The following is a 23,538-nucleotide window of genomic DNA, read 5'->3' as shown; positions in this document are numbered from 1 at the left end:
TGCGTCGGAGCGGGGGTTTCACACCCCCGCACGCCTGTGGGATGCTTTAGGACATAGAATGGGGAGCTTTGGCTCCCTTTCTTGTCTACCGGGACTTCAGCCTTTCGATGAGGGTCCAGGAGCGGCGGAGCACGGTGGCGGCCGTGCCTGCGATGATGATCCAGAGGGTGACGCTCAGGGTCCAATCGCTGGCGTAGAGGGCAGCAAGGACGGTGCCTGCGGTCAGGACGGCCATGCGCTGGGGCTTGGCCAGCGGGCCGGAGAAGTCGGGCGGGAAGCCTTCGGCCCGGCCAAGCTCGCGGATATAGGCGGTGGCGATGGCGAGGGCGGCGACGAGGAGGCCGAGGGCGGGCTGGCCTGCGGCGAGGCCTGCCCCGGTGAAGAAGAGAAGGTCAGAGACGCGGTCCGGGGCTTCGTTCCAGAAGGGGCCGTCCTTGGCGCCCTTGCCGCCCTCGATCGCGACCATGCCGTCGATCAGGTTGCAGACGAGCCGGGCCTGGATCGTGGCGGCGGCGAGGAGCAGGCAGAGGAACTGGAAGAAGCCGCCGGTCATGGAGAGCCAGTAGAGCGCCAGGCCGGTCAGCGCGAACCCCATCGAGGCCTGGGAGATCCGGTTGGGGGTGAGGCCCTTTGCGACGGCCCATGAGGCGAGGCGTGCGGCCCAGGCAGAGTTGCGCGAGGAGAGGGGGCGGCGGTTTTCGTCACTCATGTGGTGGACCAGACCCAGCGCGTGACATGGAAGAAGATCGGTGCGGCGAAGATTACACTGTCAAGCCGGTCAAGGAAACCGCCATGCCCGGCGATGAGGTGGCCCCAGTCTTTGATTCCCCGGTCACGCTTGATGGCCGACATGACGAGGCCGCCGAAGAAGCCCATGAGCGTGATGAGAAGGCACATCCCTGCAGCCTGGAGAGGGGAGAATGGCGTCATCCACCAGAGCGCGGTGCCAATGGCGCTGGCGGAGACCGTGCCGCCGATCAGACCCTCCCAGGTCTTGGAGGGCGAGAGATTGGGGGCGACCTGGGTGCGGCCCAGAAGCTTGCCCCAGACGTATTGCAGCACGTCTGACAATTGAACGACGAAAATCAGATAGGCGATGAGGATGACGTTGCGGCCCTCAAACCCCGGGATCTGAAGATACAGGAGCGCGGGGACGTGGCTGACGCAGTACACACAGATCATGAGCGCCCACTGGGTCTCGGCGACGCGGACAAGGAAGTCCTTCGGACTGCCACGCAAGGCAGACAGGACGGGCAGGAGCAGGAACACATAGACCGGCACGAAAACGGAATACATGCCGTACCAGTCGATCAGGACGAACCAGTACTGCAGTGGCAGCACCAGGAAAAAGCAGGCGATGAGCGACCAGTGGTCGGCACGGCTGTGCGTCGTCAGGGTCAGGAATTCCCGAAGCGCTGCGAACGAGGCCATCGCGAAGAGCAGGACCACACCAGTCTTGCCGGCGATGAAGGCAATAGACAGCAGGACCACCATCACCCACCAGGCGGCGATCCGGGCATTCAGGTTTTCGATCACCGGATTCTCACCGGAAGGCGAAAGCCGAAGGCGCAGGACTTCACCGATGATCGAGGCAAGAACCAGGAGACCGCCAACGCCCGCGAGCAACCAGAGCAGATGGGGCGTGCTCATGCCTGAGCCTGCGAAGCAATGGACAGAAGGGCAAGAGATGCCCTGGCGAGAAAGTCATCCTTTGTCTCGCCGACCTCGACATGCAGTGGCGAACCGAAGGTCACGGTGCAGATCAGGGGGACAGGGATAACTTCGCCTTTTGGCATGACCTTGTTCAGGTTGGCAATCCAGACCGGCACGAGGTCAACTTCCGGTCGCGCCTTGGCCAGGTGGTAAAGGCCTGATTTGAAGGGGAGGAGCGGCTCGTCCGCGCTGTTCCTCTTTCCCTCCGGGAAGAGAATCAGCGACGCGCCCTGGTCCAGAGCAGCCACCATCTGCTCGACCGGATCTTCGGTCCGCTTCTCGGGACGGCGATCGATCAGGACGGCATTGAAGACCTCGCGTCCAATGAAGGCGCGAAGCGGCGAGGACAGCCAATAGTCGAGAGCCGCGACGGGTCGGGTCTGGCGACGAAGCAGAGGGGGAAGGACAGTCCAGATCAGGACGAAATCGCCGTTCGAACTGTGATTGGCGAAGTAGACGCGCTGGCGCGGGACCGGCTCAATCCCGTGCCAGATGGCACGGGGAGCCGTCATGAAGCGGGCGAAAACCGAGATCGCCTGCCCGGTGAACTGAGCTGCCAAGGACCGCAAGGCAGGGATCATGCCAGCGCGGTCAGTCAGCCTTCAGGATCTGGTCCATGCTCAGGGCCGGCTGGGCGCAACCGGCCTTGCCAACGACCCGAGCGGGGACGCCCGCAACTGTGGAGTTCGGCGGCACATCTTCAAGCACCACCGAGCCCGCCGCGATACGCGAGCAATGGCCGACATGGATGTTGCCCAGAACCTTGGCCCCTGCCCCGATCAGGACACCGTCGCCGATCTTCGGGTGCCGGTCACCGTCTTCCTTGCCGGTTCCGCCAAGAGTGACTGAATGCAGCATTGAGACATTGTCGCCGACAACGGCAGTTTCACCGATTACGATGGAATGGGCGTGATCGATCATGATCCCCTTGCCGATCCGGGCTGCAGGGTGAATGTCGACTCCGAAAACCTCGGAAACCCGCATCTGTACGAAGTAGGCAAGGTCAATCCGGCCGGCCCGCCAGAGCCAATGCCCTACGCGATAAGCCTGCACCGCCTGATAGCCCTTGAAGAAAAGAAGCGGCTGCATGAAGCGGTGGCAGGCAGGATCTCGCTCGAAGACTGCCATGAGGTCGGAACGGGCGGCCGCACCAAGCTCGGAGTCGGCATCAAAGGCTCGATCTGCGATTTCCCGAAGGATCTGTTCGCTCATTTCGCCGGAGGCCAGCTTGAGCGAGAACCGGTAGGCCAGCGCCTTCTCCATCGTAGCATGGTGCAGGAGGCCCGAATGAATAAGGCTGCCAAGCAGAGGCTCGTTGCGGATCGCTTCGACTGCTTCCTCACATACGCGACGCCACACGGGATCGATTGCGGAAACCTTTGGCTTTGCTTCGAACATGATGACGTCTCCAAGTGCTGGCGCCTGTTTAGCACAGTCGGAACCGCTTGCGACATGCAATTCTGCTGCACATCTCATCACTGATCGGAATGAAGAAGCACCGCGTTTGCCGCCAGGGCCAGACACGTCAAGAAATCCCGGTCGTCGGCAAGAGGTTCCGGAGGCGGAAAGAGCCGGCTGCACCGCGCCATTAGACTGCCGTCACCAAAGGTGGGATGAGCTCGGCCAGTCTCGCGGCGATGAAGGTCGGCGCTGTCCGTTTCAGCAAGGATCGAAGCAACCGAGGCAAGCCGTTTGCCTGGAGATTGCCGGGAGAGAACCCGCGCTAGAAGCACGATTTCTGCAACGGTTGCCACCCGCATTTCAGGCAAGAACCTCGATCGATCGATAGGGACCCGGTCCAAACTGGGACGAGACCTGTGCAACTTCGATCCGATAAGGTCCAGGCTGCAGGTCAAACTGGCGCATGGCCGAGGTGTATTGAAACTGCGGTTGGCTCACCGAATACTCCGCCCGCAAACTATCGCCTTGCAGAATCCGCACCAGGTAACGCTCGGTTTCTTCGCCAAGGGGTACTTCCAGCGTCTGCCATGTGTCACCGTCGACGCGAGTCCGGCGTATCCAGGAAACCGCCAGATCATCTCCCGAGGCCGCCCTGACCCGCAAATGCGCGACGGGATACGGCCTTAGTTCGGCACCATCAACTGATCCATTAGGATGAACGGATAGAACATCACCTCTTTGCCCGAGGCGCGGATCGCCTGAATGGCCTGGATCACCGAAGCGTCGGCTGGCGTTCCACCATAGATCGAAGCGCCGCCAACTTTGGGAACTTCCCGCACGGCACTTCAGCCCCTTCCCCCAGCTCGCCAGGGCATGCCCCGACCGTCGTATCGCTTCTGTTCGACTTTCGGCTCGATATCGCAGTGCGCGCAGCCGCGCGCGTGTCAGGGGCGGCAGCATCTGCTCCTTCCCCAGCATGATCCGCAGTTCGACAGGCGTCAGCCGCCAGAAGACCGCCGGCTCGAGGCCCAGCCCGTGCAGGCCCGCCTGCATCAGCCCGCGCCAGTCGAGCGCCGTCATGGCTCGCCCGTCAGCGCGAAGGCCCGCGCCAGAAGTTCGGCGGCGGCCCGTGCGGCCCCGGCCGGCCCGCCTCCAATTTCCACCTGCAAGAGGTCGGCCGCAGTGCCATGCGATCCGCCGCCCCGAAGGCCGGCCACCACCAGCGCCAGCACGTCGCGGCTAGTGAACTTCCGCGCCTCGAACCGCTCGACCAGGTCAATCAGCGACCCCGCCCCAAGCGCGTCCTCCAGCTCGGCCAGAGCACCTAGCGTCAGCTTCGCCACATGGCGCTGGCCGTCCAGCCAGATCTCCACCTCTCCCGCCCAGGGGTTCGCCATCAGAGCGCCGTGAAACTCAGGGCACCGGCCGAGGCCATCGCGATCTCGTAGGTCGCCTCGTCATTGTGGCTGCCCGCACATTCGATCGAGCTGATCTGAAACGGTCCGCCCCATGCCGCTCCATCGCCGCCAGCGCCGCCCGCGCCCAGCCCTCGGGCGAGGCACCGGTCACGCTTGCATCCTCCAGCACCACCGCGCGCCAGTCACGCGGATCGCCCCGCGTGTCCGCGCCGACCACCACGATCCCGCAGGCGTCGCTCTGCTTGCCCGAGGTCACCGGCGGATCGACCGCCACCACGATCCGGCTGAACTCGGGCAAGGTCCCGACACGCGCCCGCTCCAGCATCTCGGTCGTCCAGAGCGCGCCCTACTCGTCCTCGACCAGCACCCCGTCCAGCTCCTGCCGCCCCAGGCGCGAGCCGCCATAGCGTGCCCGGACCTCGGCCAGAAAGCTTTCGGCCAGATAGGCCCGGTTCGCCTCGGTCGGGGCATGAGTGATAACCGTGGACGGGTTCTTCAGGACCGCCTTCAGAGCACTCGTGTTGCGCGGGGTCGTCGTCACCACCTGCTGCGGGTTTTTCCCCAGCCGCAGGGCGAATTGAAGCTGGTCCCGGGCCTCTCCCGCCCGCTTCCACTTGCCCAGCTCATCCGCCCAGGCCGCATCGAACTGCGGGCCACGCATGGCCTCGCGTTCATGGGCCGAAAAGACCTCGGCCGTCGCCCCATTCGGCCACAGAAGCCGTTGCCGCGTCGCCTGCCACTCCGGCCGGCGGTCGGGGGGCGAACAGGCCAGGATGCCGCTGTCGCCGAAGATCATCTCCTCGCGCACCTGGTCCACCGTCTCGCCGACCAGCGCCACGCGCCGGGCCAGTCCCGGATCTTCCGGCCCCGAGCCCTCGACGCGCGACCGCACCCATTCCGCCCCGGCGCGTGTCTTGCCCGCACCGCGCCCGCCCATGATCACCCACGTCTTCCAGGCCCCGCGTGGCGGCAACTGGTGCGGCAAGGCCCAGAACTCGAAGACCCAGGGCAAGGCAAGCAGTGCGTTCTCGCCCAATGAACCCAGGAATTCATTGACCTCCTCCTCGTTCGCGGAGGCAAGCCAGACGGCGCCCGATTTCAGCTCGGGCTGCGTCAAAGTCGATCGCTCCACCGGGTCCGACCTGCCCGGCGCCATGTTTGCGGAGTTTGTCAATCTTGCTCCTTTCCTCCAGCACTTGCGAGGCGGTCGACCGCAGGTCGCGGATCACCGTCTGGGCCGATTTCACTTCGCCGAATGCACCCTCGCGGATCGCGCCGATGATGCGGCGAAGTTCCACCGCTGCTTCCCGGTACAGGGCTTCCGCCACTGCCAGGACATCCTCATCCGTCGGACCTGCGTTTACTTGTCCATCTGTCATCTGGCCCCGCCTGCTCCCATACCCCCCGGCACAAGCGAAATGAAAAAGCGGCCCCATGGGGTTGCCCCCGGGCCGCTTCCACACCTCTTTCATCATGTCACAATGTCCACATCGGACCGGACGCAAAGTCAAGCCGAAACGTGATTTGGATCAATGGCTTAGAGTACTCCGGCTTAACCTCCCGTTAAGCAGTTCACTCGCCCTGAACGCCGCCCTCGCCCTCGGCACCGCGCTCGGCCTCGATCGCACGCCAGCGGGCAACGTTCTCGTTATGCTCGTCCAGCGTCCGCGCAAAGGCATGGCCCCCGGTCCCGTCGGCCACGAAGAAGATGTAGTCCGTCACATCCGGGTTGACGGCCGCAAAGATCGCCTCGCGCCCCGGGTTCGCGATCGGCGTTGGGGGCATGCCGTCGATTACATAGGTATTCCAGGGGGTTTCGCGACGAAGCTCACTTTGCCGCAACCCCCGGCCCAGCACACCTTCGCCCCTGGTGATGCCGTAGATCACCGTCGGGTCGGTCTGGAGCCGCATGCCCTGCTGCAACCTGTTGATGAAGACGCTTGCCACCCGGCCCCGCTCCTCGGGGATCGAGGTTTCCTTCTCGATGATCGAGGCCATGATCAGCGCCTCTTCCGGCGTGTCATAGGGAAGGCCCTCCACCCGCGCCGCCCATGCCTCGGCCAGGATCGCCGACTGCCTTTCGGTCATCTCGGCGATCAGGGCCGACCTCTCACTGCCCCGCACCGGCTCGTAGCCTCCGGGGGCAAGCGTGCCTTCCGGCGGCACCGTTTCCAGCGACCCGGTCAGGAAATCGGCCAGCTTCAGCGATTCGACCACCTGCCAGCTCGTCACCCCCTCGGCCACCGTCACCCGGACGACCAGAGCGGGATCGTCGGAGACCTCCAGATACTCCGGCGGCAGGGTGGTGGCCCCGGCATCGAAGCGCACCACCTCGACGTATTCGTTCGTTGTCAGGTCCAGCTCGCTCAGCACGATGTCGGACTTCGTCACCCCGATCCGGAAGTTCAGGTCCCGCCCGCAGGTCGACCGTCCGCTCGAGGTGATCGCCTCCAGGACATCCGCCATGCTCGCCCCTGCAGGCACCATGTAGCTGCCGAATTTCAGGTTTTCGGCCATGTCCCCGTAGTCTGCGCCGATCCGGAAGATCCGGGCGTCGGTGATCGCGCCCCGTTCCTCAAGGTTCCGGCTCACGGCACTCAGGCTTGCGCCCCGTTCGATCTGCAGGCAGATCGGCTCGGTCAGGGGCCCGGGCTTCACGAACTCGTTCCGCCCCCAGCCGATCAGCCCGGCCAGCGCGACCAGGATCACGATGAACAGCGTCAGCGCGTTCGAGGCGACCCCGCGCCACATCCTCAGCGCACCTTGCCGACGATCAGGCTTGCATTGGTTCCGCCGAACCCGAAGCTGTTGGACAGGGCCACGTCGATCTTCCGGCGGACGGCCGTGTTGGGGGCAAGGTCCAGCTTCGGCGTGACCGCCGGGGTATCAAGGTTGATCGTCGCCGGGGCCACCTGGTCCCGCAGGGCAAGGATGCAGAAGATCGCCTCCACCGCCCCCGCGGCGCCCAGAAGGTGCCCGATCGACGACTTCGTCGACGACATCACCGCCCCGACCGCCGCATCCCCCATCAGCCGCTCCACGGCACCAAGTTCTATGGTGTCGGCCATGGTCGAGGTGCCGTGGGCGTTGATGTAGTCGATATCGGAAGGCTGCAGCCCGGCCCGCTTCAGCGCCGCCGACATGGAGCGATACCCCCCGTCGCCGTCCTCGGACGGGGCGGTGATGTGGTATGCGTCGCCGGAAAGGCCGTAGCCCAGCACCTCGGCATAGATCTTGGCGCCCCGGGCCTTGGCGTGCTCGTATTCCTCCAGCACCACCACCCCGGCCCCTTCGCCCATCACGAAACCGTCGCGGTCGGCGTCATAAGGGCGGCTGGCCTTCGTCGGGTCATCGGCCCGCTTCGTCGACAGGGCCTTGCAGGCGTTGAACCCCGCGATCCCGATTTCCGAGATCGGGCTTTCCGCGCCGCCCGCCACCATCACATCGGCATCCCCCCACTGGATCAGTCGGGCGGCGTCACCGATCGCGTGCGCCCCGGTCGAGCAGGCGGTCACCACGGCATGGTTCGGCCCCTTGAAGCCGAAGCGGATGGAGACGTGCCCCGAGATGAGGTTGATCAGCGCCCCCGGGATGAAGAACGGCGAGACCCGCTTCGGACCCTTTTCCTTGATCAGCACTGCCGTCTCGGCAATCGAGGTCAGCCCGCCGATCCCCGACCCGATCATCACCCCGGTCCGGAGTTTCTCGTCTTCCGACGGGTCCTCCCACCCGGCGTCCCGCACGGCCTGCACGGCGGCGGCCATCCCGTAGACGATGAAATCGTCGACCTTGCGCTGGTCCTTCGGTTCCATCCAGTCGTCGGGGTTGAAGGTGCCGTCCGACCCGTCGCCCCGCGGGATTTCGCAGGCGTACTGGGTGACCACGTTCACCGGATCGAAGCGGGTGATCGGGCCGGCGCCCGACTGGCCGGCCAGAAGGCGGCTCCAAGTCTCTTCAACCCCGCAAGCAAGGGGGGTGACCATGCCCAGACCGGTGACCACGACGCGACGCATGCTGCTCTCCCCAAGGACAAGGCTTTTGCCGGGTGATACACGCCCCCGTTTTGCCGCGCAACCGGTGGCTCGACCGATCAGCGGAGGACAGGAGTGACCACGGTGGTCAAAATCAATTTACATAATTAATACAGATACTTGTTCGTGGTCATTCAGGAATTCTTAACTTCTGTCCACTGGAGCATTCGGGACGTGGGACGAGGCGGCAAATGGAAAAGGGCACCCCGAAGGATGCCCCGCTGTCCTGCCTGACGGCAAAGATGCCTCAGGCGGCTTCCGAGATGAACTTCACCGCGTCGCCGAAGGTCTGGATCGTTTCGGCGGCGTCATCCGGGATCTCGATCCCGAACTCTTCCTCGAATGCCATGACCAGCTCGACCGTGTCGAGGGAGTCCGCGCCAAGGTCGTCGATGAACGAGGCCGATTCCGTAACCTTGTCCTCTTCGACGCCCAGGTGCTCGACGACGATCTTCTTCACGCGATCAGCGATGTCGCTCATGTCCGTTCCTCTGCTTGCGGCACGGGACGTCCCGGCCCTTTTGTTCTGCCCGTTCCCGGGCGGTTGCCAGCCGGGCATGACCCCGCCGAAATCCTGCGCGCCTATAGCAAGGGCCGGGCCGCATGGCAAACCCTTTCCCCGACCCGCAGTTCCCTGCCCTATATCATGGCCATTCCGCCGTTCACATGCAATGTCGCGCCGGTCACATATCCCGCTTCGACCGAGGCGAGATACAGCACCGAGGCGGCAATCTCGTCCGGCCGGCCCATACGCCCGGCGGGGACGGCCTTCAGGATGCCCTCGCGCTGCGCCTCGTTCAGCTTGTCGGTCATCGCCGTCTCGATGAAGCCGGGAGCCACGCAGTTCACCGTGATCCCCCGGCTGGCCACTTCCGCCGCGAGCGACTTCGACAGACCGACCATCCCCGCCTTCGAGGCGGCATAGTTCACCTGGCCTGCGTTCCCCGTGGTGCCGACGACGGACGAGATATTCACGATCCGCCCCCAGCGCGCCTTCATCATGCCCCGGATCGCGGCGCGGCAGAGGCGGAAGGTCGCCGTCAGGTTCACATCGATCACCGACTGCCAGTCTTCGTCCGACATCCGCATGACAAGGCCGTCGCGGGTGATCCCGGCATTGTTCACCAGGATGTCGACCGATCCCATCGCCTCGACCGCGCGTTTCACAAGGCCCTCGACCGCCTCGGGGTCGGAAAGGTTGCAAGGCAGCACATGGGCGCGGTCACCGAGTGCAGCCGCAAGCGCCTCCAAGGGTTCGGTGCGCGTGCCGGACAGGCCGACCGTCGCCCCTGCACCATGCAGAACCCGCGCGATATCCGCGCCGATCCCGCCCGAAGCCCCGGTTACCAGTGCCGTCTTTCCTGTCAGATCGAACATGACCTGCCCCTCCTTCATTCTTCGTCCACAAATATCCCACGGGGGGGGTGCGGGGGGTGTGAAACCCCCCGCTCCGACGGTTCAGCCTTTCAGCGCCGCGATATCCTCGGGCGTGCCGATCGCGCGGGTCGTCGCTTCGGCAGCGGTGCGCTTGATCATGCCGGACAGCGCCTTGCCGGCTCCGATCTCCCAGAATTCGGTCACGCCGGCCTTTTCCATCCAGAGGACGGATTCGCGCCAGCGGACTGACCCGGTCACTTGCGCGATCAGAAGGTCGAGGATCCGGTCGGGTTCCATGACCGCCTCGGCACGGACGTTCACCACGACCGGGACGCGCGGCTTCTGGATCGGCACGGCGGCCAGCGCCTCGGCCATCACATGGGCGGCGGGCTGCATCAGCGCGCAGTGGAAGGGGGCGGAGACCGGCAGAAGCAGAGCGCGCTTTGCCCCCCTGGCCTTGGCAATCTCGACAGCGCGTTCGACGGCGGCCTTGTGGCCGGAGACGACGACCTGCGCGGGATCATTGTCGTTTGCGGCCTGGCAGACCTCGCCCTGGGCAGCCTCGGCGGCGACGGCGGTGGCCGCTTCGAAATCGAGGCCAAGGAGGGCCGCCATGGCGCCGACGCCCACGGGCACGGCCTCTTGCATCGCCTGCCCGCGGATGCGGAGAAGGCGCGCGGTGTCCGAGAGGGTCAGCGACCCCGCCGCGCAGAGGGCGGAGTATTCGCCAAGGCTGTGGCCGGCGACAAAGCTTGCCTCGGCGATCCCGAAACCTTCCGCCTCAAGCGCCCTGAGGGCGGCGATCGAGGTTGCCATCAGCGCGGGCTGGGCGTTCTTTGTCAGCGTAAGTTCGGCGATGTCGCCTTCCCAGATGAGGGTGGAAAGCTTTTCGCCAAGTGCTGTATCAACCTCGTCGAAGACGGCCCTGGCGGCGGGATAGGCCTCGGCCAGCGCACGGCCCATGCCGATGGTCTGTGCCCCCTGCCCCGGAAAGACGAATGCGCGGCTCATGGTTTCCCCCTCGTTTCGTCTTGGCTTACCTTGACCGTCCCATCGGCGCAACGGGCAGGCGCAGGGTTGACCGCGCGCGGCCCGGCGTCCTAGCTGGGCCGTGATGTCGCCCATGCGCCGCAAGATCGTCTATGCCGTCAGTTTCGAAGGCCTGGGGACCCTGGTCGTGTCGACCTATCTCTGGCTGGTGTCTGATGCGAGCCCGGCGTCCTCCTTCGCGCTGTCGATCATCACGGCGACGATTGCCTTGTGCTGGAGCTACGCGTTCAACACCCTGTTCGAGGCCTGGGAGGCGAAGCAGGCGGTCAGGGGCCGGTCGCTGGCACGCCGCACGGCGCATGCGATCCTGTTCGAGGGCGGGCTGGTGCTGATCCTCTTGCCGGTGATGGCCTGGTGGTTGCAGGTGTCACTGTGGCAGGCGCTGGTCTACGAGGCCGGGCTTATCGGGGTGTTCATCGTCTACACTTACGTCTTTACCTGGGGCTTCGACCGGGTCTTCGGTTTGCCAGACTCTGCCCGCTGATCCGCCCGCTAAGGGGTTGCGCGCCGGGAAAACGCCTGTATAAGGCCCCATCTCTGCAGATCCATGAACCGGCGATGCCTCTCGTGGACGGGCCGCAGAGGTCTTGACGCCCGTCCTTTGAAGCCGCCCTGAAACGAAGGAAGCCCGCATGCCTCTTTACGAGCATGTCTTCATTGCGCGCCAGGACCTGTCCAACGCGCAGGCCGAAGGCCTTATCGAACATTTCTCCACGGTCCTCTCGGACAACGGCGGCAAGGTCGTTGAAAACGAATACTGGGGCGTGAAGACCATGGCCTACAAGATCAACAAGAACCGCAAGGGGCACTATGCCTTCCTGAAGTCGGACGCGCCCGCCGCGGCCGTGCAGGAAATGGAACGCCTTATGCGCCTGCATGAGGACGTGATGCGCGTGCTGACGATCCGCGTCGAAAAGCACGCCGAAGGCCCGTCGATCCAGATGCAGAAGCGTGACGACCGCGACCGCGATGGCGAGCGTTCGGACCGTGGCGATCGTGGTGGCGACCGTGGTGGTTTCGGCGGTGAACGCCGTGAACGCCCGTCGTTCGGCGACCGCCCCGACCGTGGCGAGCGCCCGTCGTTCGGCGCCCCGCGTCGTTGATCTGAGAAAGGACATATCATGGCGAACAAGCCCTTCTTCCGCCGCCGCAAGGTCTGCCCGTTCTCGGGCGACAATGCCCCGGTCATCGACTACAAGGACACGCGTCTGCTGCAGCGCTATATCTCCGAGCGCGGCAAGATCGTTCCGTCCCGCATCACCGCCGTCTCGGCCAAGAAGCAGCGCGAACTGGCAGCCGCCATCAAGCGCGCCCGCTTCCTGGCGCTTCTCCCCTATGCCGTGAAGTAAGGAGCACATGACATGCAAGTGATCCTTCTGGAACGCGTGGCCAAGCTTGGCCAGATGGGCGAAGTCGTCAAGGTCAAGGACGGCTATGCGCGCAACTACCTCCTGCCGCAGGGCAAGGCGCTCCGCGCCAGCGAAGCGAACATCAAGTCCTTCGAGACCAAGAAGGCCCAGCTTGAGGCCTCGAACCTCGAGACCCGGAAAGAGGCCGAAGCCGTCGGCGCCAAGCTGGACGGCCAGACCTTCGTCGTGATCCGCTCGGCGTCTGACGCCGGTGCGCTTTACGGTTCGGTCACCCCGCGCGATGCGGCCGAGGCTGCCACCGCGGCGGGCTTCACCGTGCATCGCGCGCAGGTCGCGCTGGACAAGCCGATCAAGGAACTGGGGATCCACACCGTCTCGGTCCAGCTGCACCCGGAAGTCGCGGTGAAGATCAAGCTGAACGTGGCCCGGTCGGCCGAAGAAGCCGAACTGCAGGCTTCGGGCAAGTCGATCCAGGACCTCGCCGCCGAAGCAGAAGCCCAGGCCGAGTTCGAGATCGCCGAACTGTTCGACGACGTGGGCGCTGCCGCGTCGGACGAATAAGCCTTTCCCGTCAGGGATTTGCGAGCCGCGCCCGGGCCAACCCGGGCGCGTTTTTTTTGCATCCATATGTACAACAATCTTGATCCTTGTTGTACATGGAGATATGTACAACAAACCTCTTGATTGTTGTACAAGACGATGATCCGTCACAGCCTGATCGCGAACTCGGCCTACTTTGAACTCTTGCGCAGCTTGCAGGACGAACAGGCATCGAGCATCCGTGGCACGCCGACCCGCGAAACCCGCAATGGTCGCGCATACTGGTACGATGTCCATCGGGTCGGCTCGACCGTCCGAAAGACCTACATCGGCGAGGATACCCCGGAACTGGCCGACCGCCTGAAGCAAACCCTTGCCCTTGCCAAGGACAGGCAAGCCCGGAGCCAACGGCGGACAGAACTGGTCCGAACCCTGCGCGCGGCCGGTATGCTGACCACGGAGGCGTCCATCGGTTCCCTCCTTTTGACAATGGAGCGGCTGGGTGTCTTCAGACTTGGCGGAACACTCGTCGGAACCCAGGCCTTCCGGCTTTACGAAGGAGAGCTGGGCATCCGGATCCCCGGTGACGAACTGGCGCAGACCGGAGATGTCGACATCGCCCAATTCGAACGCCTGTCCCTGGCCCTTGAGGATGAAGTGGAGGCGCCGCTGGCCGAAGGCTTCCAGGCGCTGGACTTCGTCCCGGTGCCGTCACTTGGCAGTCGTTCGATCTGGAAATGGCGGCAGACGCGATCCGATCTGATGGTCGAGTTCCTGACGCCGTCGTTCCGCCCCAAAGAGGATATTCGTGATTTGCCGGCACTTGGGGTCGCGGCCCAGTCACTGCACTTTCTCAACTTCCTGATCGCAGGACCGATCAAGGCAGCCGCGCTTTATCGTTCCGGCGTCCTTGTCCAGATACCCCGGCCCGAACGCTATGCCATTCACAAGCTGATCATTGCGGACCGCCGCCGCGCCGGCCCGGAGCAGATCAAGTCACGGAAAGACCGCGCCCAGGCCGCTCTCCTGATCGAAGCGCTGGCCGAGGACCGGCCTGACGAGCTTCGTGAGGCGCATGAAGATGCGCTGGCGCGTGGTCCCCAGTGGCGCGCGCAAATCGCAGCGACGCTGAAGCGGATGCCCGAGACGGCAGCCCGGCTTGCCGCGCTTTGACAAAAGCCTGTCGGGGTCAAGCCAGCGGAACGGCAGGACGCAGCTAGCCTGCACCCATGCAAAGCTCAGCCACCCGCCGCGGAATTCTTGCGCTTGTCGCGGGCATTGCGATCTTTTCGGTCCAGGACGTGATCCTGAAGCTGCTGTCGGGTGATTATCCCCTGCATCAGGCGATGCTTCTGCGCAGCCTGACGGCCCTGCCCTTCCATGTCGCCATCGTCTGGTGGTTCGACCGCACACTTTTCACCATCGTCACCCCCGGTTGGTGGAAGATGCTGGCGCGGGGCCTTCTGAATTTCACGGCCTACACCGCCTATTACCTGGGCCTCGCCTACCTGCCCCTTGCCGACACCATTGCGCTTTTCTTCACCAACCCGCTGTTCATCACCCTGGCCGCCGCCGTCCTGTTCGGCGAGCGGGTGGGCATCGTGCCTGCCGTCGCCGTGGCGATGGGCTTTGCCGGGGTGCTTCTGATCGTGAAGCCGGGGGCGGAGGGGTTCGAGCTTGCCGCCCTGCTGCCGATCATCGGGGCGCTTGGCTATGCCCTGTCGATGGTCATCGCGCGGCCTATGGCGAAGGTCGAGACGGCGGCGGCGATGTCGTTCTGGGGCAATGTCTGCTTTTTGCTGTGCGCCGTGGTCCTGTCCCTGATCTTCGGCTTCGGCCATTTCGCGGGGGCAACGCATCCTTCGGTCGCTTTCCTGACCCGGGGCTGGGTCATGCCATCCGGCTTTGACCTCATGCTGATGGCAAGCTGCGGCGTGATTTCGGCAATCGGCATCTCGCTTCTGACCTATGCCTATTCGGTGGCCCCGTCCTCGACCGTGGCCCCCTTCGAATACAGCTTCATGTTCTGGGGCCTGCTCTGGGGCTGGCTGTTCTGGGGCACCCTGCCGGACACGCTGGCCTGGGTCGGGATCGCGGTCATCATCGGCGCGGGCCTGCTGGTGATCCGCGCCCCGCACATGAAGAAGGCCGCACCCGAAGGCGCGGCCTGAGCTTTCCCTGTCGGACCTGACCGGTCTCTTACATCTCGTCCAGCGCTTCGACGGCCTTCTGAAGCTTCTCTTTCGAGATTTCTTTCTCGGTCACCTTCGCCAGCCCGACGATGTGGTCGACGACCTTGTCCTCGAAGATCGGCGCGCGAAGCTGCTGCTGCATCTGCTGGTTCTTCTGGACGAATTCGAAGAACTGGCGTTCCTGCCCCGGATACTGGCGGGCGGCGGCGAGGACAGCCTGCGTCATCTCGGCATCGGTCACGGTGACCTCGGCCTTGCGGCCGATCTCGGCCAGAAGAAGCCCGAGACGGACGCGGCGGACGGCCAGCGCCTTGTGCTCTTCGGTCGGCTCGATCGCGCCGTGGTTGTGGCCGTGATCGTCGGGGTGCTCTTCGTGGTAAAGCTGGTGGGCAATCTGGGCGGCCTCGGCATCCACGAGGTTCGCCGGCAGATCGAACTTGACCATCTCGTCCAGCTGGTCGAGCAGCGACCGCTTCATCACGGCGCGGGCGGCGCCCTTGTATTCGGCTTCCAGACGTTCGGCGATCTGCGCCTTCAGCGCGGCCAGGTCGTCGGCGCCGAATTTCTTGGCCATCTCGTCGTCGATCTCGGCGGCCTTCGGTTCCTTCACCGCCTTCACGGTGCAGGCAAAGACCGCTGCCTTGCCGGCAAGGTGCTTGGCACCGTAGTTTTCCGGGAAGGTCACGTTGACCGAAACCTCGTCACCGACCTTGGCCCCGATCAGCTGATCCTCGAAGCCCGGGATGAAGGATTTCGAGCCGAGCACCAGCGGGTAATCCTCGCCCGAGCCGCCTTCGAAAAGCTCACCGTCGACCGAGCCCTTGAAGTCGATCACGACCTGGTCGCCGTCCTTGGCCTTGGCGCCCTTCTTGCGGTCCTCGTAGGACTTGACCTGGCCGGCCAGGTTCTCCAGCGCCTCGGCGACGGCCTTGTCATCGGCCTTCACGATCATGCGTTCCAGCTTGATCTTGCCCGCGTCGACCTCGGGGATCGGCGGCAGGGCATCATAGGTCATCTCGACCACGACATCCTGACCTTCCTTCCAGGTCTCGCCGCCCTGCATCTTCACCTCTGGCTGCAGCGCCGGACGGTCGCCGGTCTTGTCGAAATGCTCCTTCATCGCGCCGTCGATGGCGTCCTGCATCGCGTCGCCCAGAAGCCGGGTGCCGAACTGCTTTTTCAGGATCGCCAGCGGCACCTTCCCTTTGCGGAAGCCCTTGATTTCGATGTCAGGCTGCGCCTCAAGCAGCTTTTCCTGGACCTTCGCGTCCAGTTCAGCCGCGGTCACTGTGATGGTGTAGCCGCGCTTGAGGCCTTCGTTCAGGGTCTGGGTGACCTGCATTGGGAGTATGTCCTTCCTCGATCAATCGGGCGCGTCTTGCGCAATAGGCAACTGGCGCAGGGCGGGTGGCCCGGCGACGTTTGGGCGCCTCATAGCAAAGGATCCTGGGGGAAAAAAGGGGTAATCCGCCCCCGGGGACAGCCACGTTTCCGTGCAGAGGCGCAACAGTTTCAGGCAGCAGGACCTGGGGAAGTTTGCCTTTCGTCAACATCCATGCAAGATGCTGCACCTGTCACGCAAGGGATCTGCAGCTGAATGCCCGTCTACACCGTCTGGATGCTGGAGGAGGCCAATATCTCGATCTCGCCCCCGCCACCCGGGGGGCGGCCAGGGCTGGATGGGGTGACGCAGGGCGACGGGACGCATCTTCTGAACCGCCAGATCACCCTGAACAACGGGAACTTCCTGCGGACCTTCATCGAGGACAACGATCTCGATTTCGAGGACAACGACACCACCCAAAGCTTGGCCGGGCAGCAGACTGTCGAGGGCGTGACCTATGCCTCGGGCACACGGGTCGAGGCGGAGTACCGGCTGATCCTGCGCGACCCGACGGATCTGTCGCGGCAGTGGACGGTCTATGGCTACAACGTCAACAACAGCAATCCCGCCTATGCGACGGTCGAGGGGCTGGCCTTCCGGCCGGCGTTGGATGGAAGCTTTCCGCCGATCGGAAGGCCCCTCAATGTGGTGCTTGCCTCCGAAGGGCCGACGGGTCCGGGTACCAACCCCTATATCAACTTTGCCGAACCGCCCTGTTTCACGCCGGGCACTCTGATCGACACGCCCGGGGGTCCGCGCGCGGTCGAGACGCTGGTGGCGGGTGATCTGGTGCTGACACGGGATCACGGGCCCCAACCCCTGCGCTGGATCGGCCGGATGCGGCTGACGCCTGCCGACCTTCGGGCAAGGCCACAGCACAGGCCGGTCAGGATTGCGGCGGACGCCCTTGGCGAAGGGGTGCCCCTGGTGCCGCTGACCCTGTCGCCGCAGCACCGGCTGCTGGTCAGCGGCTGGCGGGCCGAGCTTCTGTTCGGCGAGGTCGAGCTGCTGGTCCCGGCGCTTGCGCTGGTCGGCGACCGGGCCGAACAGTTGGCGGACCTACCCGACGGCGTGACCTACCTTCATCTCCTCTTCGACCGGCACGAGATCATCTTCGCCGAGGGCGCCGAGGTCGAAAGCCTCCTGCCCGAATGGCTGACCCGCACCGACCTGCCGCCCGCGCTGAAGGCGGAGCTTGCCGACCTGCTTCCCGAGATGACCAAGGCAGATGCTGCGCAGTCAGCCGGCGCGGCCCGGGGCTGCCTGACCGTGCGCGAGGGCCGCCTGCTTCTGTAGGGCTGGTGCGGGTGAAGGGACTTGAACCCCCATGCCTTGCGGCGCTGGAACCTAAATCCAGTGCGTCTACCAGTTTCGCCACACCCGCGGACCGATGGCCCATGGCCTTCTAGCAAAGCCGCTGCGCGGGCGCGAGGGGCAATCCACCCGCCATTTTCCCGCCACAACCGCAGCGCGATAAGGTCACAACTGCCCCGAAATGAACGCAGGCCATCCGAAGGACGGTCACAAACCGGTGAGAAGGTCCGGCAAACAAAGATAGCCGGGTCGTGCGATGGACGCCATGAGAAGGATTTCGGAACCCGAAGGGCTGGCAGCGATCCTGCCGGTCACAGGAATGGCTGCCGGCACCCGCGTCCGAACGCTGGAAGGGGTTCTGCCCGTTGAATACCTGCAACCCGGTGACCGGATCGTCACCCGCTCGGGCGCCCGGCGGCTGGTGGCGGTCTCGGTCCGCCAGTCCCGCGCGCTGGATGTCGTGCGGGTCAAGGCAGGCACGCTGGGTTTCGACCGTCCCGATGCCGATCTTGTGCTTGGTCCGAGCCAGCCGGTGATCGTGCGCGATTGGCGTGCCCGCATCCTTTACGGCGCCGAAGTTGCCGCTGTCGCCTGCGCCCGCCTTGCCGATGGTGAGTTCGTGCAGCGCGAGACGCGCGCTGTCCGGCTTTTCACCCTGCGCTTTGCCGAAGACGAGGTGATCTGGGCCGAAGGGATGGAGCTTGCCTGCCCGGCCGTCGCCGCAAAGCGCCCCGCAGCCGAGCGCGTCGGCGGGGACGCCGCAGCGGACCGCTAAGGCCCGCCTACCACTTCACATGCCGCGGCCAGTGAAAGACCTCGTCAGGGTCTGACAGGGGCTCTGCGGCCAAAGCCATTGTTCGGCGGCGCAGGACATTCGCCACCTCGCCGCGCGGCGTGGTCTCAAGGTCCTGGGAGACAATCGGAGCTCCCAGCGTGACAGGCAGGTGCCGCCCCATCCGCCGCCGGGTTTCGTGAAAGATCAACGACACCCGCAGCGGATAGGACAGGTGGCTTGCGATCTGGAAAAGACGCGAGTTCTGGCCCTGGAAATGCACCGGCAGCGTCGTCACGCCGGGGATCGTCGCCAGGCGGCCGGTAAAGGGGTGCCATTCCGCGTCGCAGGCCCGCCCGATGACCGGGGCATTGGCCGTCGCGATTCCCCCGGCGGGAAACATCACCACGACCTTTCCGGCGGCCAGAAGGTCCACCGCCCGGCGCCGGGTGGCGCTGGTCAGCCGTCGCGCCTCGGGCGTTCCCGAGAAGTCGACGGGCAGAAGATGCGGTGCGATCTCGGGGACCTGGCAGAGTAGGCTGTTCGTCAGGATCTGCACGTTCCCGCGCAGTTCCATCGCAAGCTGACCCATAGCCAGTCCGTCAAGGATGCCGAAAGGATGGTTGGCGACGATCAGAAGCCCGCCTTCGCGGGGGATCCGGGCAGGATCGAAGCCGCGCCGGTCCAGCGTGACGTCCAGAAGCCGCAAAGCCGCGGCAAAGACAGTCTCGTCCTGCCGCCGCCCGTTCCGCGCCCAGTCGAGGTAGAGGGCCTGCAACATGTCCCGCCCGCTGAGCCGCTCGACCGACCGGATCAGACTACGGCGGAAGCGGCTTTGCCGGGGGTGGGAATAGGTGAAGCGGACGGCCGCCGGGGCGTCGGACCCCGCGAAGTCAGCCGGAGCGTGGTCTGGATGGGTAAGCGAGCTTTCGGCCATCTGGGGTCCCTTGGGGCATGTATCGACCTCGATCCTGCAACCGTTTCATCACAAGAGAATGTCAGCCTACCTTCGCGCGCCCTGCCATGGCCCCCGGTTTCGCTTGGAACACCGGCCGGACTGGCGTAGCCTGCCCCAACCGACCAGCGGGAGGAGCCTTGGCCCGGTCCGACGATCACGTGGCGCGCGTGATCGGCACCCTGTCTTCGGGGACAGAGGCGGCCCGGTCCAGGCTTGCCGCCTCGTGGCAGCGGTCCTGGCTAAAGCACGGGCTGGACCCCGCCGCCGATGCCACCCGCCGCACGCCGGATGCCGACCGGCTGCGTGACCAGCGCGAGGCGCTGGAGCATGTGCTTGCCGTCGCCGCGCCCAAGCTGGACGACCTTTACGCGATGATCGGCCACTGCGGCTGCGGCATCCTGCTAACGGACGCGCAGGGCCTTGTCCTCGACGCCCGGGCCGGGGCTGCGGATGCCGACGCCTTCCACCTCTGGGGCCTTCAGCCGGGGGTGGACTGGTCGGAAGCCGCGCAGGGGACGAACGGAATCGGCACCTGCCTTGCCGAAAAGCGGGCGCTGACGATTCACCGCGACCAGCATTACCTCGCACGGAACATCGGGATGAGCTGTATCGACGCCCCGGTCTTCGGCCCCGATGGCGGGCTGATCGCGGCCTTGGATGTCAGTTCCGCCCGCGCCGACCAGACCGAAGGCTTCAACCGGCTGATCGAAGGCATGGTCGCCCGCGTGGCGCAGGCGATCGAATCCGACCTTTTCCGCCAGACCTTCCCCAAGGCCCGGATCGTGCTGGCTGAAGGGGCGGACCCTTCAAGTGCCGCCCTTCTTGCCGTCGATCAGGACGACGTTGTCATCGGCGCCACGCGTGAAGCGCGGCGGCGTCATGGGCTGGAACCCACCGGCCAGATCCGCCCACGTCCCGTGGTTGACCTTCTTGGCCGCGAGGGCGGGCCGGCGGGCCTTGAAGGGGCCGAGCGTGCGGCGGTGATTCGCGCCCTGACCCGTGCCGGGGGCAACGTCTCCGAGGCCGCGCGCGCCCTGGGCCTGGGCCGCGCCACGCTCTACCGCCGGATGAAGCGGCTCGGGATCGACGAAAGGGGCTGACCTGTCTCAGTCCTGAGACACCTCTGCCTCCTGCCCCGCCCGGCCCGGGCTGATCCCTGCCTGCTGATCCCCCATCCTTCCCCACAGGCCGCGCTGGAGGAGTGCGGCACTTTGGAGGAGTAACCCATGAACCAGATGACCCAGGTGGCAGGCAAGCAAGCCTCGCCCTTCAAGACCCGCTATGACAACTTCATCGGCGGCAAGTTCGTGGCCCCCATCGCGGGCCGCTACATGGACAACATCACCCCGATCACCGGGGCAAAGGTGTGTGAAGTCGCCCGCTCTGGCCCGGAGGACGTGGAACTGGCGCTCGACGCCGCCCATGCCGCGAAGGACGCCTGGGGCAAGACCAGTGCGGCCCACCGGTCGAACATCCTGCTGAAGATCGCCGACGTGATGGAGGCGAACCTGCACCTCCTGGCGGAAGCCGAGACCTGGGACAACGGCAAGCCGATCCGCGAGACGGTGAACGCCGACATTCCCCTGTCCATCGACCACTTCCGCTATTTCGCCGGCGTCCTGCGCAGCCAGGAAGGCACGATGAGCGAGATCGACCATGACACGGTCGCGTATCACTTCCACGAACCCCTGGGCGTCGTCGGCCAGATCATCCCCTGGAACTTCTCGATCCTGATGGCGGCGTGGAAGCTCGCCCCGGCGCTGGCGGCAGGCAACTGCATCGTGATGAAGCCCGCCGAACAGACCCCTGCGGCGATCCTGGTGCTGGCCGAGCTCATCGCCGACCTTCTGCCCCCCGGTGTCCTGAACATCGTCAACGGCCTTGGGGCCGAGGCGGGGAACGCGCTCGCGCGGTCGAACCGCATCGCCAAGATCGCCTTCACCGGGTCCACCGCCACGGGGCGGAAGATCATGGAGGCCGCGACGGTCAACCTGATCCCGGTCACGCTGGAACTGGGTGGCAAGTCGCCGAACATCTTCTTCAGTGACGTGATGGCGGCGGATGACGCCTTCCTCGACAAGGCGGTCGAAGGCTTCGTCCTTTTCGCCTTCAACCAGGGCGAGGTCTGCACCTGCCCCAGCCGCGCGCTGATCCAGGAAGACATCTACGAGAAGTTCATCGAACGCTGCATCGCCAGGGTGAAGGCGATCAGGCAGGGCGACCCGCGCGACCTGAACACTATGGTCGGTGCGCAGGCCAGCCAGCAGCAGCACGACAAGATCATGTCCTACCTCGCCATCGGCCGCGAAGAAGGGGCCGAGGTGCTGGTCGGCGGCGATGCGGCACGGTTCAACGGCGAACTGGCCGGCGGCTTCTACATCCAGCCGACGATCCTGAAGGGCCACAACAAGATGCGGGTCTTCCAGGAGGAAATCTTCGGCCCCGTGGTCAGCGTCACCACCTTCAAGGATGAGGCCGAAGCCCTGCAGATCGCCAATGACACGATGTACGGGCTGGGCGCCGGCGTCTGGACCCGCGACGGCTCCCGCGCCTACCGCTTCGGTCGCGCGATCGAGGCGGGCCGCGTCTGGGTGAACAACTACCACGCCTACCCCGCCCACGCGGCCTTCGGCGGCTACAAGCAGTCCGGCATCGGGCGCGAGACGCACAAGATGATGCTCGACCACTACCAGCAGACCAAGAATATGCTGGTCAGCTACAACCCGAACAAGCTCGGCTTCTTCTGATCCCGACCTGAAGGACATACCTGCGGGGGCAGCCATCGGCTGCCCCCGTTCCGTTACGGAAGGACGCCGGACTGTCATCCAGTTTTTACAAAGCTGATATCTAACCGTCACGCGACGGGCCTAGAGCCGCGATAGGCCAAGACGGCCGACCCACTGCTCGCACGAACTCAGGAGTGCTCCCATGAAATCCTTCCACATCACCGCCTCGGTGCTTGCCTTCGCGGCGGCCTCGGCGCTGCCCGCAATGGCCCGCGACCAGATCCAGGTCACCGGCTCGTCGACCGTCCTGCCCTATGCCACCATCGTCGCCGAAGCCTTCGGCGAGAACTTCGACTTCCCGACCCCGGTCGTGGAAGGCGGCGGCTCGGGTGCCGGCCGCAAAAAGATGTGCGAAGGCGTGGGCGAGAACACCGTCGACATCGCCAACTCCTCCAGCCGCATCTCGCAGTCGGACATCGACCTCTGCGCCCAGAACGGCGTGACCGAGATCATGGAAGTTCGCTTCGGCTATGACGGCATCGTCTTCGCCTCGGCCGTGGACGGCCCGGAATTCGCGCTGACCCCGGCTGACGTGTTCAACGCGCTGGCCGAGACCGTGCTGGTCGACGGCGCGCTGGTTCCGAACCCGCACACCCAGTGGGCCAACGTGAACCCCGCCCTGCCCGCCCAGGACATCCTCGTCTTCTCGCCCGGCACCAAGCACGGCACCCGCGAAGTCTACGACACCCGCGTGATCGTGAAGGGCTGCGAGGACACCGGTGCCATGGCCGCGCACATGGCCGCCGGCCTTGACGAAGATGCCGCCGAGGAAGCCTGCATGAAGCTGCGGACCGACGGCAAGAACGTCGACATCGACGGCGACTACACCGAGACGCTGGCGCGCCTGGAAGCCGACAAGAAAGCGGTCGGCGTGTTCGGCCTGTCGTTCTACCAGAACAACACCAACAAGCTGCGCGTCGCGACCGTGAACGGCGTTGTGCCCTCGGCCGAGACCATCGCTTCGGGCGAGTACCCGATCTCGCGCCCGCTCTACTTCTACGTCAAGAAGGCGCATATCGGCGTGATCCCGGGCCTGCAGGAATACATCGACTTCTTCGTCAGCGATGACATGGCCGGCCCCAACGGCCCGCTGGCTGCCTACGGCCTCGTCTCCGACCCGGAACTGGCCGCGACGCAGGCTGCCGTTGCCGCCGGTACACCGATGGGTCCGCTGGAATAAGTCGAAAAGACCGAGGCGCGGCCCCACCGGGTCGCGCCTCGCACTCTCTCTG

General features: G+C 65.2%; 26 protein-coding genes, 1 tRNA gene and 2 pseudogenes. 11 read left to right on the top strand and 18 right to left on the bottom strand.

Annotated features, from left to right (window positions below; all coding sequences use genetic code 11):
- Positions 1-85 precede the first annotated feature (85 nt).
- The 15 genes and pseudogenes from AC2D9V_RS13180 to fabD form a co-directional block, all read right to left on the bottom strand.
- Positions 86-709: a CDP-alcohol phosphatidyltransferase family protein gene (locus tag AC2D9V_RS13180; protein WP_484714551.1), complete on the bottom strand. Its 624-nt coding sequence runs from the start codon at positions 707-709 to the stop codon at positions 86-88.
- Positions 706-1,650: a phosphatidate cytidylyltransferase gene (locus AC2D9V_RS13175; RefSeq protein ID WP_484714550.1), complete on the bottom strand. Its 945-nt coding sequence runs from the start codon at positions 1,648-1,650 to the stop codon at positions 706-708. The genes AC2D9V_RS13180 and AC2D9V_RS13175 overlap by 4 nt, the downstream gene beginning before the upstream one ends.
- Entirely contained in the window at positions 1,647-2,294 is a 648-nt protein-coding gene (locus AC2D9V_RS13170) for a lysophospholipid acyltransferase family protein (RefSeq protein WP_484714549.1), read from the bottom strand. The genes AC2D9V_RS13175 and AC2D9V_RS13170 overlap by 4 nt, the downstream gene beginning before the upstream one ends.
- A gap of 10 nt (positions 2,295-2,304) precedes the next feature.
- Entirely contained in the window at positions 2,305-3,111 is an 807-nt protein-coding gene (cysE, locus tag AC2D9V_RS13165; RefSeq protein ID WP_484714548.1) for a serine O-acetyltransferase, read from the bottom strand.
- Between the two features lie 77 nt (positions 3,112-3,188).
- Positions 3,189-3,473, bottom strand: a complete 285-nt coding sequence (locus tag AC2D9V_RS13160) for a DUF7742 family protein (protein ID WP_484714547.1) — start codon at positions 3,471-3,473, stop codon at positions 3,189-3,191.
- A gap of 1 nt (position 3,474) precedes the next feature.
- The gene (locus AC2D9V_RS13155; protein ID WP_484714546.1) at positions 3,475-4,194 is read right to left on the bottom strand and encodes a phage tail assembly chaperone; all 720 of its coding nucleotides are present in this window, start codon (positions 4,192-4,194) and stop codon (positions 3,475-3,477) included.
- On the bottom strand, positions 4,191-4,511 hold the full coding sequence (locus AC2D9V_RS13150; protein ID WP_484714545.1) for a gene transfer agent family protein: 321 nt from the start codon (positions 4,509-4,511) through the stop codon (positions 4,191-4,193). The genes AC2D9V_RS13155 and AC2D9V_RS13150 overlap by 4 nt, the downstream gene beginning before the upstream one ends.
- Positions 4,511-4,618: pseudogene (locus AC2D9V_RS13145) on the bottom strand (phage tail tube protein); the annotation flags it as partial. The pseudogene AC2D9V_RS13145 and the gene AC2D9V_RS13150, both read right to left, overlap by 1 nt.
- A pseudogene (locus tag AC2D9V_RS13140) lies at positions 4,612-5,688 on the bottom strand (DNA-packaging protein); the annotation flags it as partial. The pseudogenes AC2D9V_RS13140 and AC2D9V_RS13145, both read right to left, overlap by 7 nt.
- A complete protein-coding gene (locus AC2D9V_RS13135; RefSeq protein ID WP_484714544.1) occupies positions 5,582-5,911 on the bottom strand; it encodes a permease in 330 nt (109 codons plus the stop codon). The gene AC2D9V_RS13135 and the pseudogene AC2D9V_RS13140, both read right to left, overlap by 107 nt.
- Before the next feature lie 193 nt (positions 5,912-6,104).
- On the bottom strand, positions 6,105-7,283 hold the full coding sequence (mltG, locus tag AC2D9V_RS13130; protein WP_484714543.1) for an endolytic transglycosylase MltG: 1,179 nt from the start codon (positions 7,281-7,283) through the stop codon (positions 6,105-6,107).
- A gap of 2 nt (positions 7,284-7,285) precedes the next feature.
- Complete coding sequence (gene fabF, locus AC2D9V_RS13125) at positions 7,286-8,545, bottom strand: beta-ketoacyl-ACP synthase II (RefSeq protein ID WP_484714542.1); 1,260 nt, start codon at positions 8,543-8,545, stop codon at positions 7,286-7,288.
- A gap of 265 nt (positions 8,546-8,810) precedes the next feature.
- Positions 8,811-9,044 (bottom strand): acyl carrier protein, encoded by a 234-nt coding sequence (locus AC2D9V_RS13120; RefSeq protein ID WP_103256210.1) that lies wholly within the window; start codon positions 9,042-9,044, stop codon positions 8,811-8,813.
- Between the two features lie 158 nt (positions 9,045-9,202).
- Entirely contained in the window at positions 9,203-9,940 is a 738-nt protein-coding gene (gene fabG / locus AC2D9V_RS13115; RefSeq protein ID WP_484714541.1) for a 3-oxoacyl-[acyl-carrier-protein] reductase, read from the bottom strand.
- Positions 9,941-10,021: 81 nt separating this feature from the next.
- On the bottom strand, positions 10,022-10,951 hold the full coding sequence (fabD, locus tag AC2D9V_RS13110) for an ACP S-malonyltransferase (protein ID WP_484714540.1): 930 nt from the start codon (positions 10,949-10,951) through the stop codon (positions 10,022-10,024).
- Between the two features lie 103 nt (positions 10,952-11,054).
- Between fabD and AC2D9V_RS13105 the strand changes: the two genes are divergently transcribed.
- From AC2D9V_RS13105 to AC2D9V_RS13080, 6 genes are all read left to right on the top strand, one after another.
- Positions 11,055-11,474, top strand: coding sequence for a PACE efflux transporter (locus AC2D9V_RS13105; RefSeq protein ID WP_484714539.1), 420 nt, complete (start codon positions 11,055-11,057; stop codon positions 11,472-11,474).
- Positions 11,475-11,622: 148 nt separating this feature from the next.
- Positions 11,623-12,093 carry a 30S ribosomal protein S6 gene (rpsF, locus tag AC2D9V_RS13100; protein ID WP_484714538.1) on the top strand — a complete coding sequence of 157 codons (471 nt, stop codon included), beginning with the start codon at positions 11,623-11,625 and terminating at the stop codon, positions 12,091-12,093.
- 18 nt (positions 12,094-12,111) lie between these two features.
- Complete coding sequence (gene rpsR, locus AC2D9V_RS13095) at positions 12,112-12,339, top strand: 30S ribosomal protein S18 (protein WP_015920766.1); 228 nt, start codon at positions 12,112-12,114, stop codon at positions 12,337-12,339.
- Between the two features lie 12 nt (positions 12,340-12,351).
- On the top strand, positions 12,352-12,921 hold the full coding sequence (gene rplI, locus AC2D9V_RS13090; RefSeq protein WP_484714537.1) for a 50S ribosomal protein L9: 570 nt from the start codon (positions 12,352-12,354) through the stop codon (positions 12,919-12,921).
- A 138-nt stretch (positions 12,922-13,059) separates the two neighbouring features.
- Positions 13,060-14,073, top strand: a complete 1,014-nt coding sequence (locus AC2D9V_RS13085) for a nucleotidyltransferase family protein (RefSeq protein WP_484714536.1) — start codon at positions 13,060-13,062, stop codon at positions 14,071-14,073.
- A gap of 56 nt (positions 14,074-14,129) precedes the next feature.
- Entirely contained in the window at positions 14,130-15,071 is a 942-nt protein-coding gene (locus AC2D9V_RS13080; RefSeq protein WP_484714535.1) for a DMT family transporter, read from the top strand.
- Positions 15,072-15,099: 28 nt separating this feature from the next.
- Here AC2D9V_RS13080 and tig read toward each other — a convergent pair whose 3' ends face one another.
- Positions 15,100-16,434, bottom strand: coding sequence for a trigger factor (tig, locus tag AC2D9V_RS13075; RefSeq protein ID WP_484714534.1), 1,335 nt, complete (start codon positions 16,432-16,434; stop codon positions 15,100-15,102).
- 255 nt (positions 16,435-16,689) lie between these two features.
- Between tig and AC2D9V_RS13070 the strand changes: the two genes are divergently transcribed.
- A complete protein-coding gene (locus tag AC2D9V_RS13070; protein WP_484714533.1) occupies positions 16,690-17,772 on the top strand; it encodes a Hint domain-containing protein in 1,083 nt (360 codons plus the stop codon).
- 3 nt (positions 17,773-17,775) lie between these two features.
- On the opposite strand, the gene AC2D9V_RS13065 is transcribed toward AC2D9V_RS13070, so the two are convergent.
- Positions 17,776-17,860: transfer RNA gene (locus AC2D9V_RS13065), tRNA-Leu, on the bottom strand.
- A gap of 195 nt (positions 17,861-18,055) precedes the next feature.
- Here AC2D9V_RS13065 and AC2D9V_RS13060 point away from each other — a divergent pair.
- The gene (locus tag AC2D9V_RS13060) at positions 18,056-18,565 is read left to right on the top strand and encodes a Hint domain-containing protein (RefSeq protein WP_484714532.1); all 510 of its coding nucleotides are present in this window, start codon (positions 18,056-18,058) and stop codon (positions 18,563-18,565) included.
- Between the two features lie 7 nt (positions 18,566-18,572).
- Here the strand turns inward: AC2D9V_RS13060 and AC2D9V_RS13055 are convergent, their stop codons facing one another.
- Entirely contained in the window at positions 18,573-19,499 is a 927-nt protein-coding gene (locus AC2D9V_RS13055; protein ID WP_484714531.1) for a lysophospholipid acyltransferase family protein, read from the bottom strand.
- 158 nt (positions 19,500-19,657) lie between these two features.
- On the opposite strand from AC2D9V_RS13055, the gene AC2D9V_RS13050 reads away from it, so the two are divergent.
- From AC2D9V_RS13050 to AC2D9V_RS13040, 3 genes are all read left to right on the top strand, one after another.
- Positions 19,658-20,620 (top strand): GAF domain-containing protein, encoded by a 963-nt coding sequence (locus AC2D9V_RS13050; RefSeq protein ID WP_484714530.1) that lies wholly within the window; start codon positions 19,658-19,660, stop codon positions 20,618-20,620.
- 126 nt (positions 20,621-20,746) lie between these two features.
- Positions 20,747-22,267 carry an aldehyde dehydrogenase gene (gene adh, locus AC2D9V_RS13045; RefSeq protein ID WP_484714529.1) on the top strand — a complete coding sequence of 507 codons (1,521 nt, stop codon included), beginning with the start codon at positions 20,747-20,749 and terminating at the stop codon, positions 22,265-22,267.
- A gap of 181 nt (positions 22,268-22,448) precedes the next feature.
- On the top strand, positions 22,449-23,486 hold the full coding sequence (locus AC2D9V_RS13040) for a PstS family phosphate ABC transporter substrate-binding protein (RefSeq protein ID WP_484714528.1): 1,038 nt from the start codon (positions 22,449-22,451) through the stop codon (positions 23,484-23,486).
- Positions 23,487-23,538: the final 52 nt, after the last annotated feature.

Source organism: Tabrizicola sp. T46, assembly GCF_057219895.1.
The sequence above is the reverse complement of the archived record's forward strand: the minus strand, read 5'-3'. Positions and strand labels throughout refer to the sequence as shown.

Excerpts from the sequence above, each read along its gene's own strand:
- AC2D9V_RS13180 (WP_484714551.1), bottom strand. The coding sequence starts at position 709 with ATGAGTGACGAAAACCGCCGCCCCCTCTCCTCGCGCAACTCTGCCTGG.
- AC2D9V_RS13175 (WP_484714550.1), bottom strand. The coding sequence starts at position 1,650 with ATGAGCACGCCCCATCTGCTCTGGTTGCTCGCGGGCGTTGGCGGTCTC.
- AC2D9V_RS13170 (WP_484714549.1), bottom strand. The coding sequence starts at position 2,294 with ATGATCCCTGCCTTGCGGTCCTTGGCAGCTCAGTTCACCGGGCAGGCG.
- cysE (WP_484714548.1), bottom strand. The coding sequence starts at position 3,111 with ATGTTCGAAGCAAAGCCAAAGGTTTCCGCAATCGATCCCGTGTGGCGT.
- AC2D9V_RS13160 (WP_484714547.1), bottom strand. The coding sequence starts at position 3,473 with ATGCGGGTGGCAACCGTTGCAGAAATCGTGCTTCTAGCGCGGGTTCTC.
- AC2D9V_RS13155 (WP_484714546.1), bottom strand. The coding sequence starts at position 4,194 with ATGACGGCGCTCGACTGGCGCGGGCTGATGCAGGCGGGCCTGCACGGG.
- AC2D9V_RS13150 (WP_484714545.1), bottom strand. The coding sequence starts at position 4,511 with ATGGCGAACCCCTGGGCGGGAGAGGTGGAGATCTGGCTGGACGGCCAG.
- AC2D9V_RS13135 (WP_484714544.1), bottom strand. The coding sequence starts at position 5,911 with ATGACAGATGGACAAGTAAACGCAGGTCCGACGGATGAGGATGTCCTG.
- mltG (WP_484714543.1), bottom strand. The coding sequence starts at position 7,283 with ATGTGGCGCGGGGTCGCCTCGAACGCGCTGACGCTGTTCATCGTGATC.
- fabF (WP_484714542.1), bottom strand. The coding sequence starts at position 8,545 with ATGCGTCGCGTCGTGGTCACCGGTCTGGGCATGGTCACCCCCCTTGCT.
- AC2D9V_RS13120 (WP_103256210.1), bottom strand. The coding sequence starts at position 9,044 with ATGAGCGACATCGCTGATCGCGTGAAGAAGATCGTCGTCGAGCACCTG.
- fabG (WP_484714541.1), bottom strand. The coding sequence starts at position 9,940 with ATGTTCGATCTGACAGGAAAGACGGCACTGGTAACCGGGGCTTCGGGC.
- fabD (WP_484714540.1), bottom strand. The coding sequence starts at position 10,951 with ATGAGCCGCGCATTCGTCTTTCCGGGGCAGGGGGCACAGACCATCGGC.
- AC2D9V_RS13105 (WP_484714539.1), top strand. The coding sequence starts at position 11,055 with ATGTCGCCCATGCGCCGCAAGATCGTCTATGCCGTCAGTTTCGAAGGC.
- rpsF (WP_484714538.1), top strand. The coding sequence starts at position 11,623 with ATGCCTCTTTACGAGCATGTCTTCATTGCGCGCCAGGACCTGTCCAAC.
- rpsR (WP_015920766.1), top strand. The coding sequence starts at position 12,112 with ATGGCGAACAAGCCCTTCTTCCGCCGCCGCAAGGTCTGCCCGTTCTCG.
- rplI (WP_484714537.1), top strand. The coding sequence starts at position 12,352 with ATGCAAGTGATCCTTCTGGAACGCGTGGCCAAGCTTGGCCAGATGGGC.
- AC2D9V_RS13085 (WP_484714536.1), top strand. The coding sequence starts at position 13,060 with ATGATCCGTCACAGCCTGATCGCGAACTCGGCCTACTTTGAACTCTTG.
- AC2D9V_RS13080 (WP_484714535.1), top strand. The coding sequence starts at position 14,130 with ATGCAAAGCTCAGCCACCCGCCGCGGAATTCTTGCGCTTGTCGCGGGC.
- tig (WP_484714534.1), bottom strand. The coding sequence starts at position 16,434 with ATGCAGGTCACCCAGACCCTGAACGAAGGCCTCAAGCGCGGCTACACC.
- AC2D9V_RS13070 (WP_484714533.1), top strand. The coding sequence starts at position 16,690 with ATGCCCGTCTACACCGTCTGGATGCTGGAGGAGGCCAATATCTCGATC.
- AC2D9V_RS13060 (WP_484714532.1), top strand. The coding sequence starts at position 18,056 with ATGAGAAGGATTTCGGAACCCGAAGGGCTGGCAGCGATCCTGCCGGTC.
- AC2D9V_RS13055 (WP_484714531.1), bottom strand. The coding sequence starts at position 19,499 with ATGGCCGAAAGCTCGCTTACCCATCCAGACCACGCTCCGGCTGACTTC.
- adh (WP_484714529.1), top strand. The coding sequence starts at position 20,747 with ATGAACCAGATGACCCAGGTGGCAGGCAAGCAAGCCTCGCCCTTCAAG.
- AC2D9V_RS13040 (WP_484714528.1), top strand. The coding sequence starts at position 22,449 with ATGAAATCCTTCCACATCACCGCCTCGGTGCTTGCCTTCGCGGCGGCC.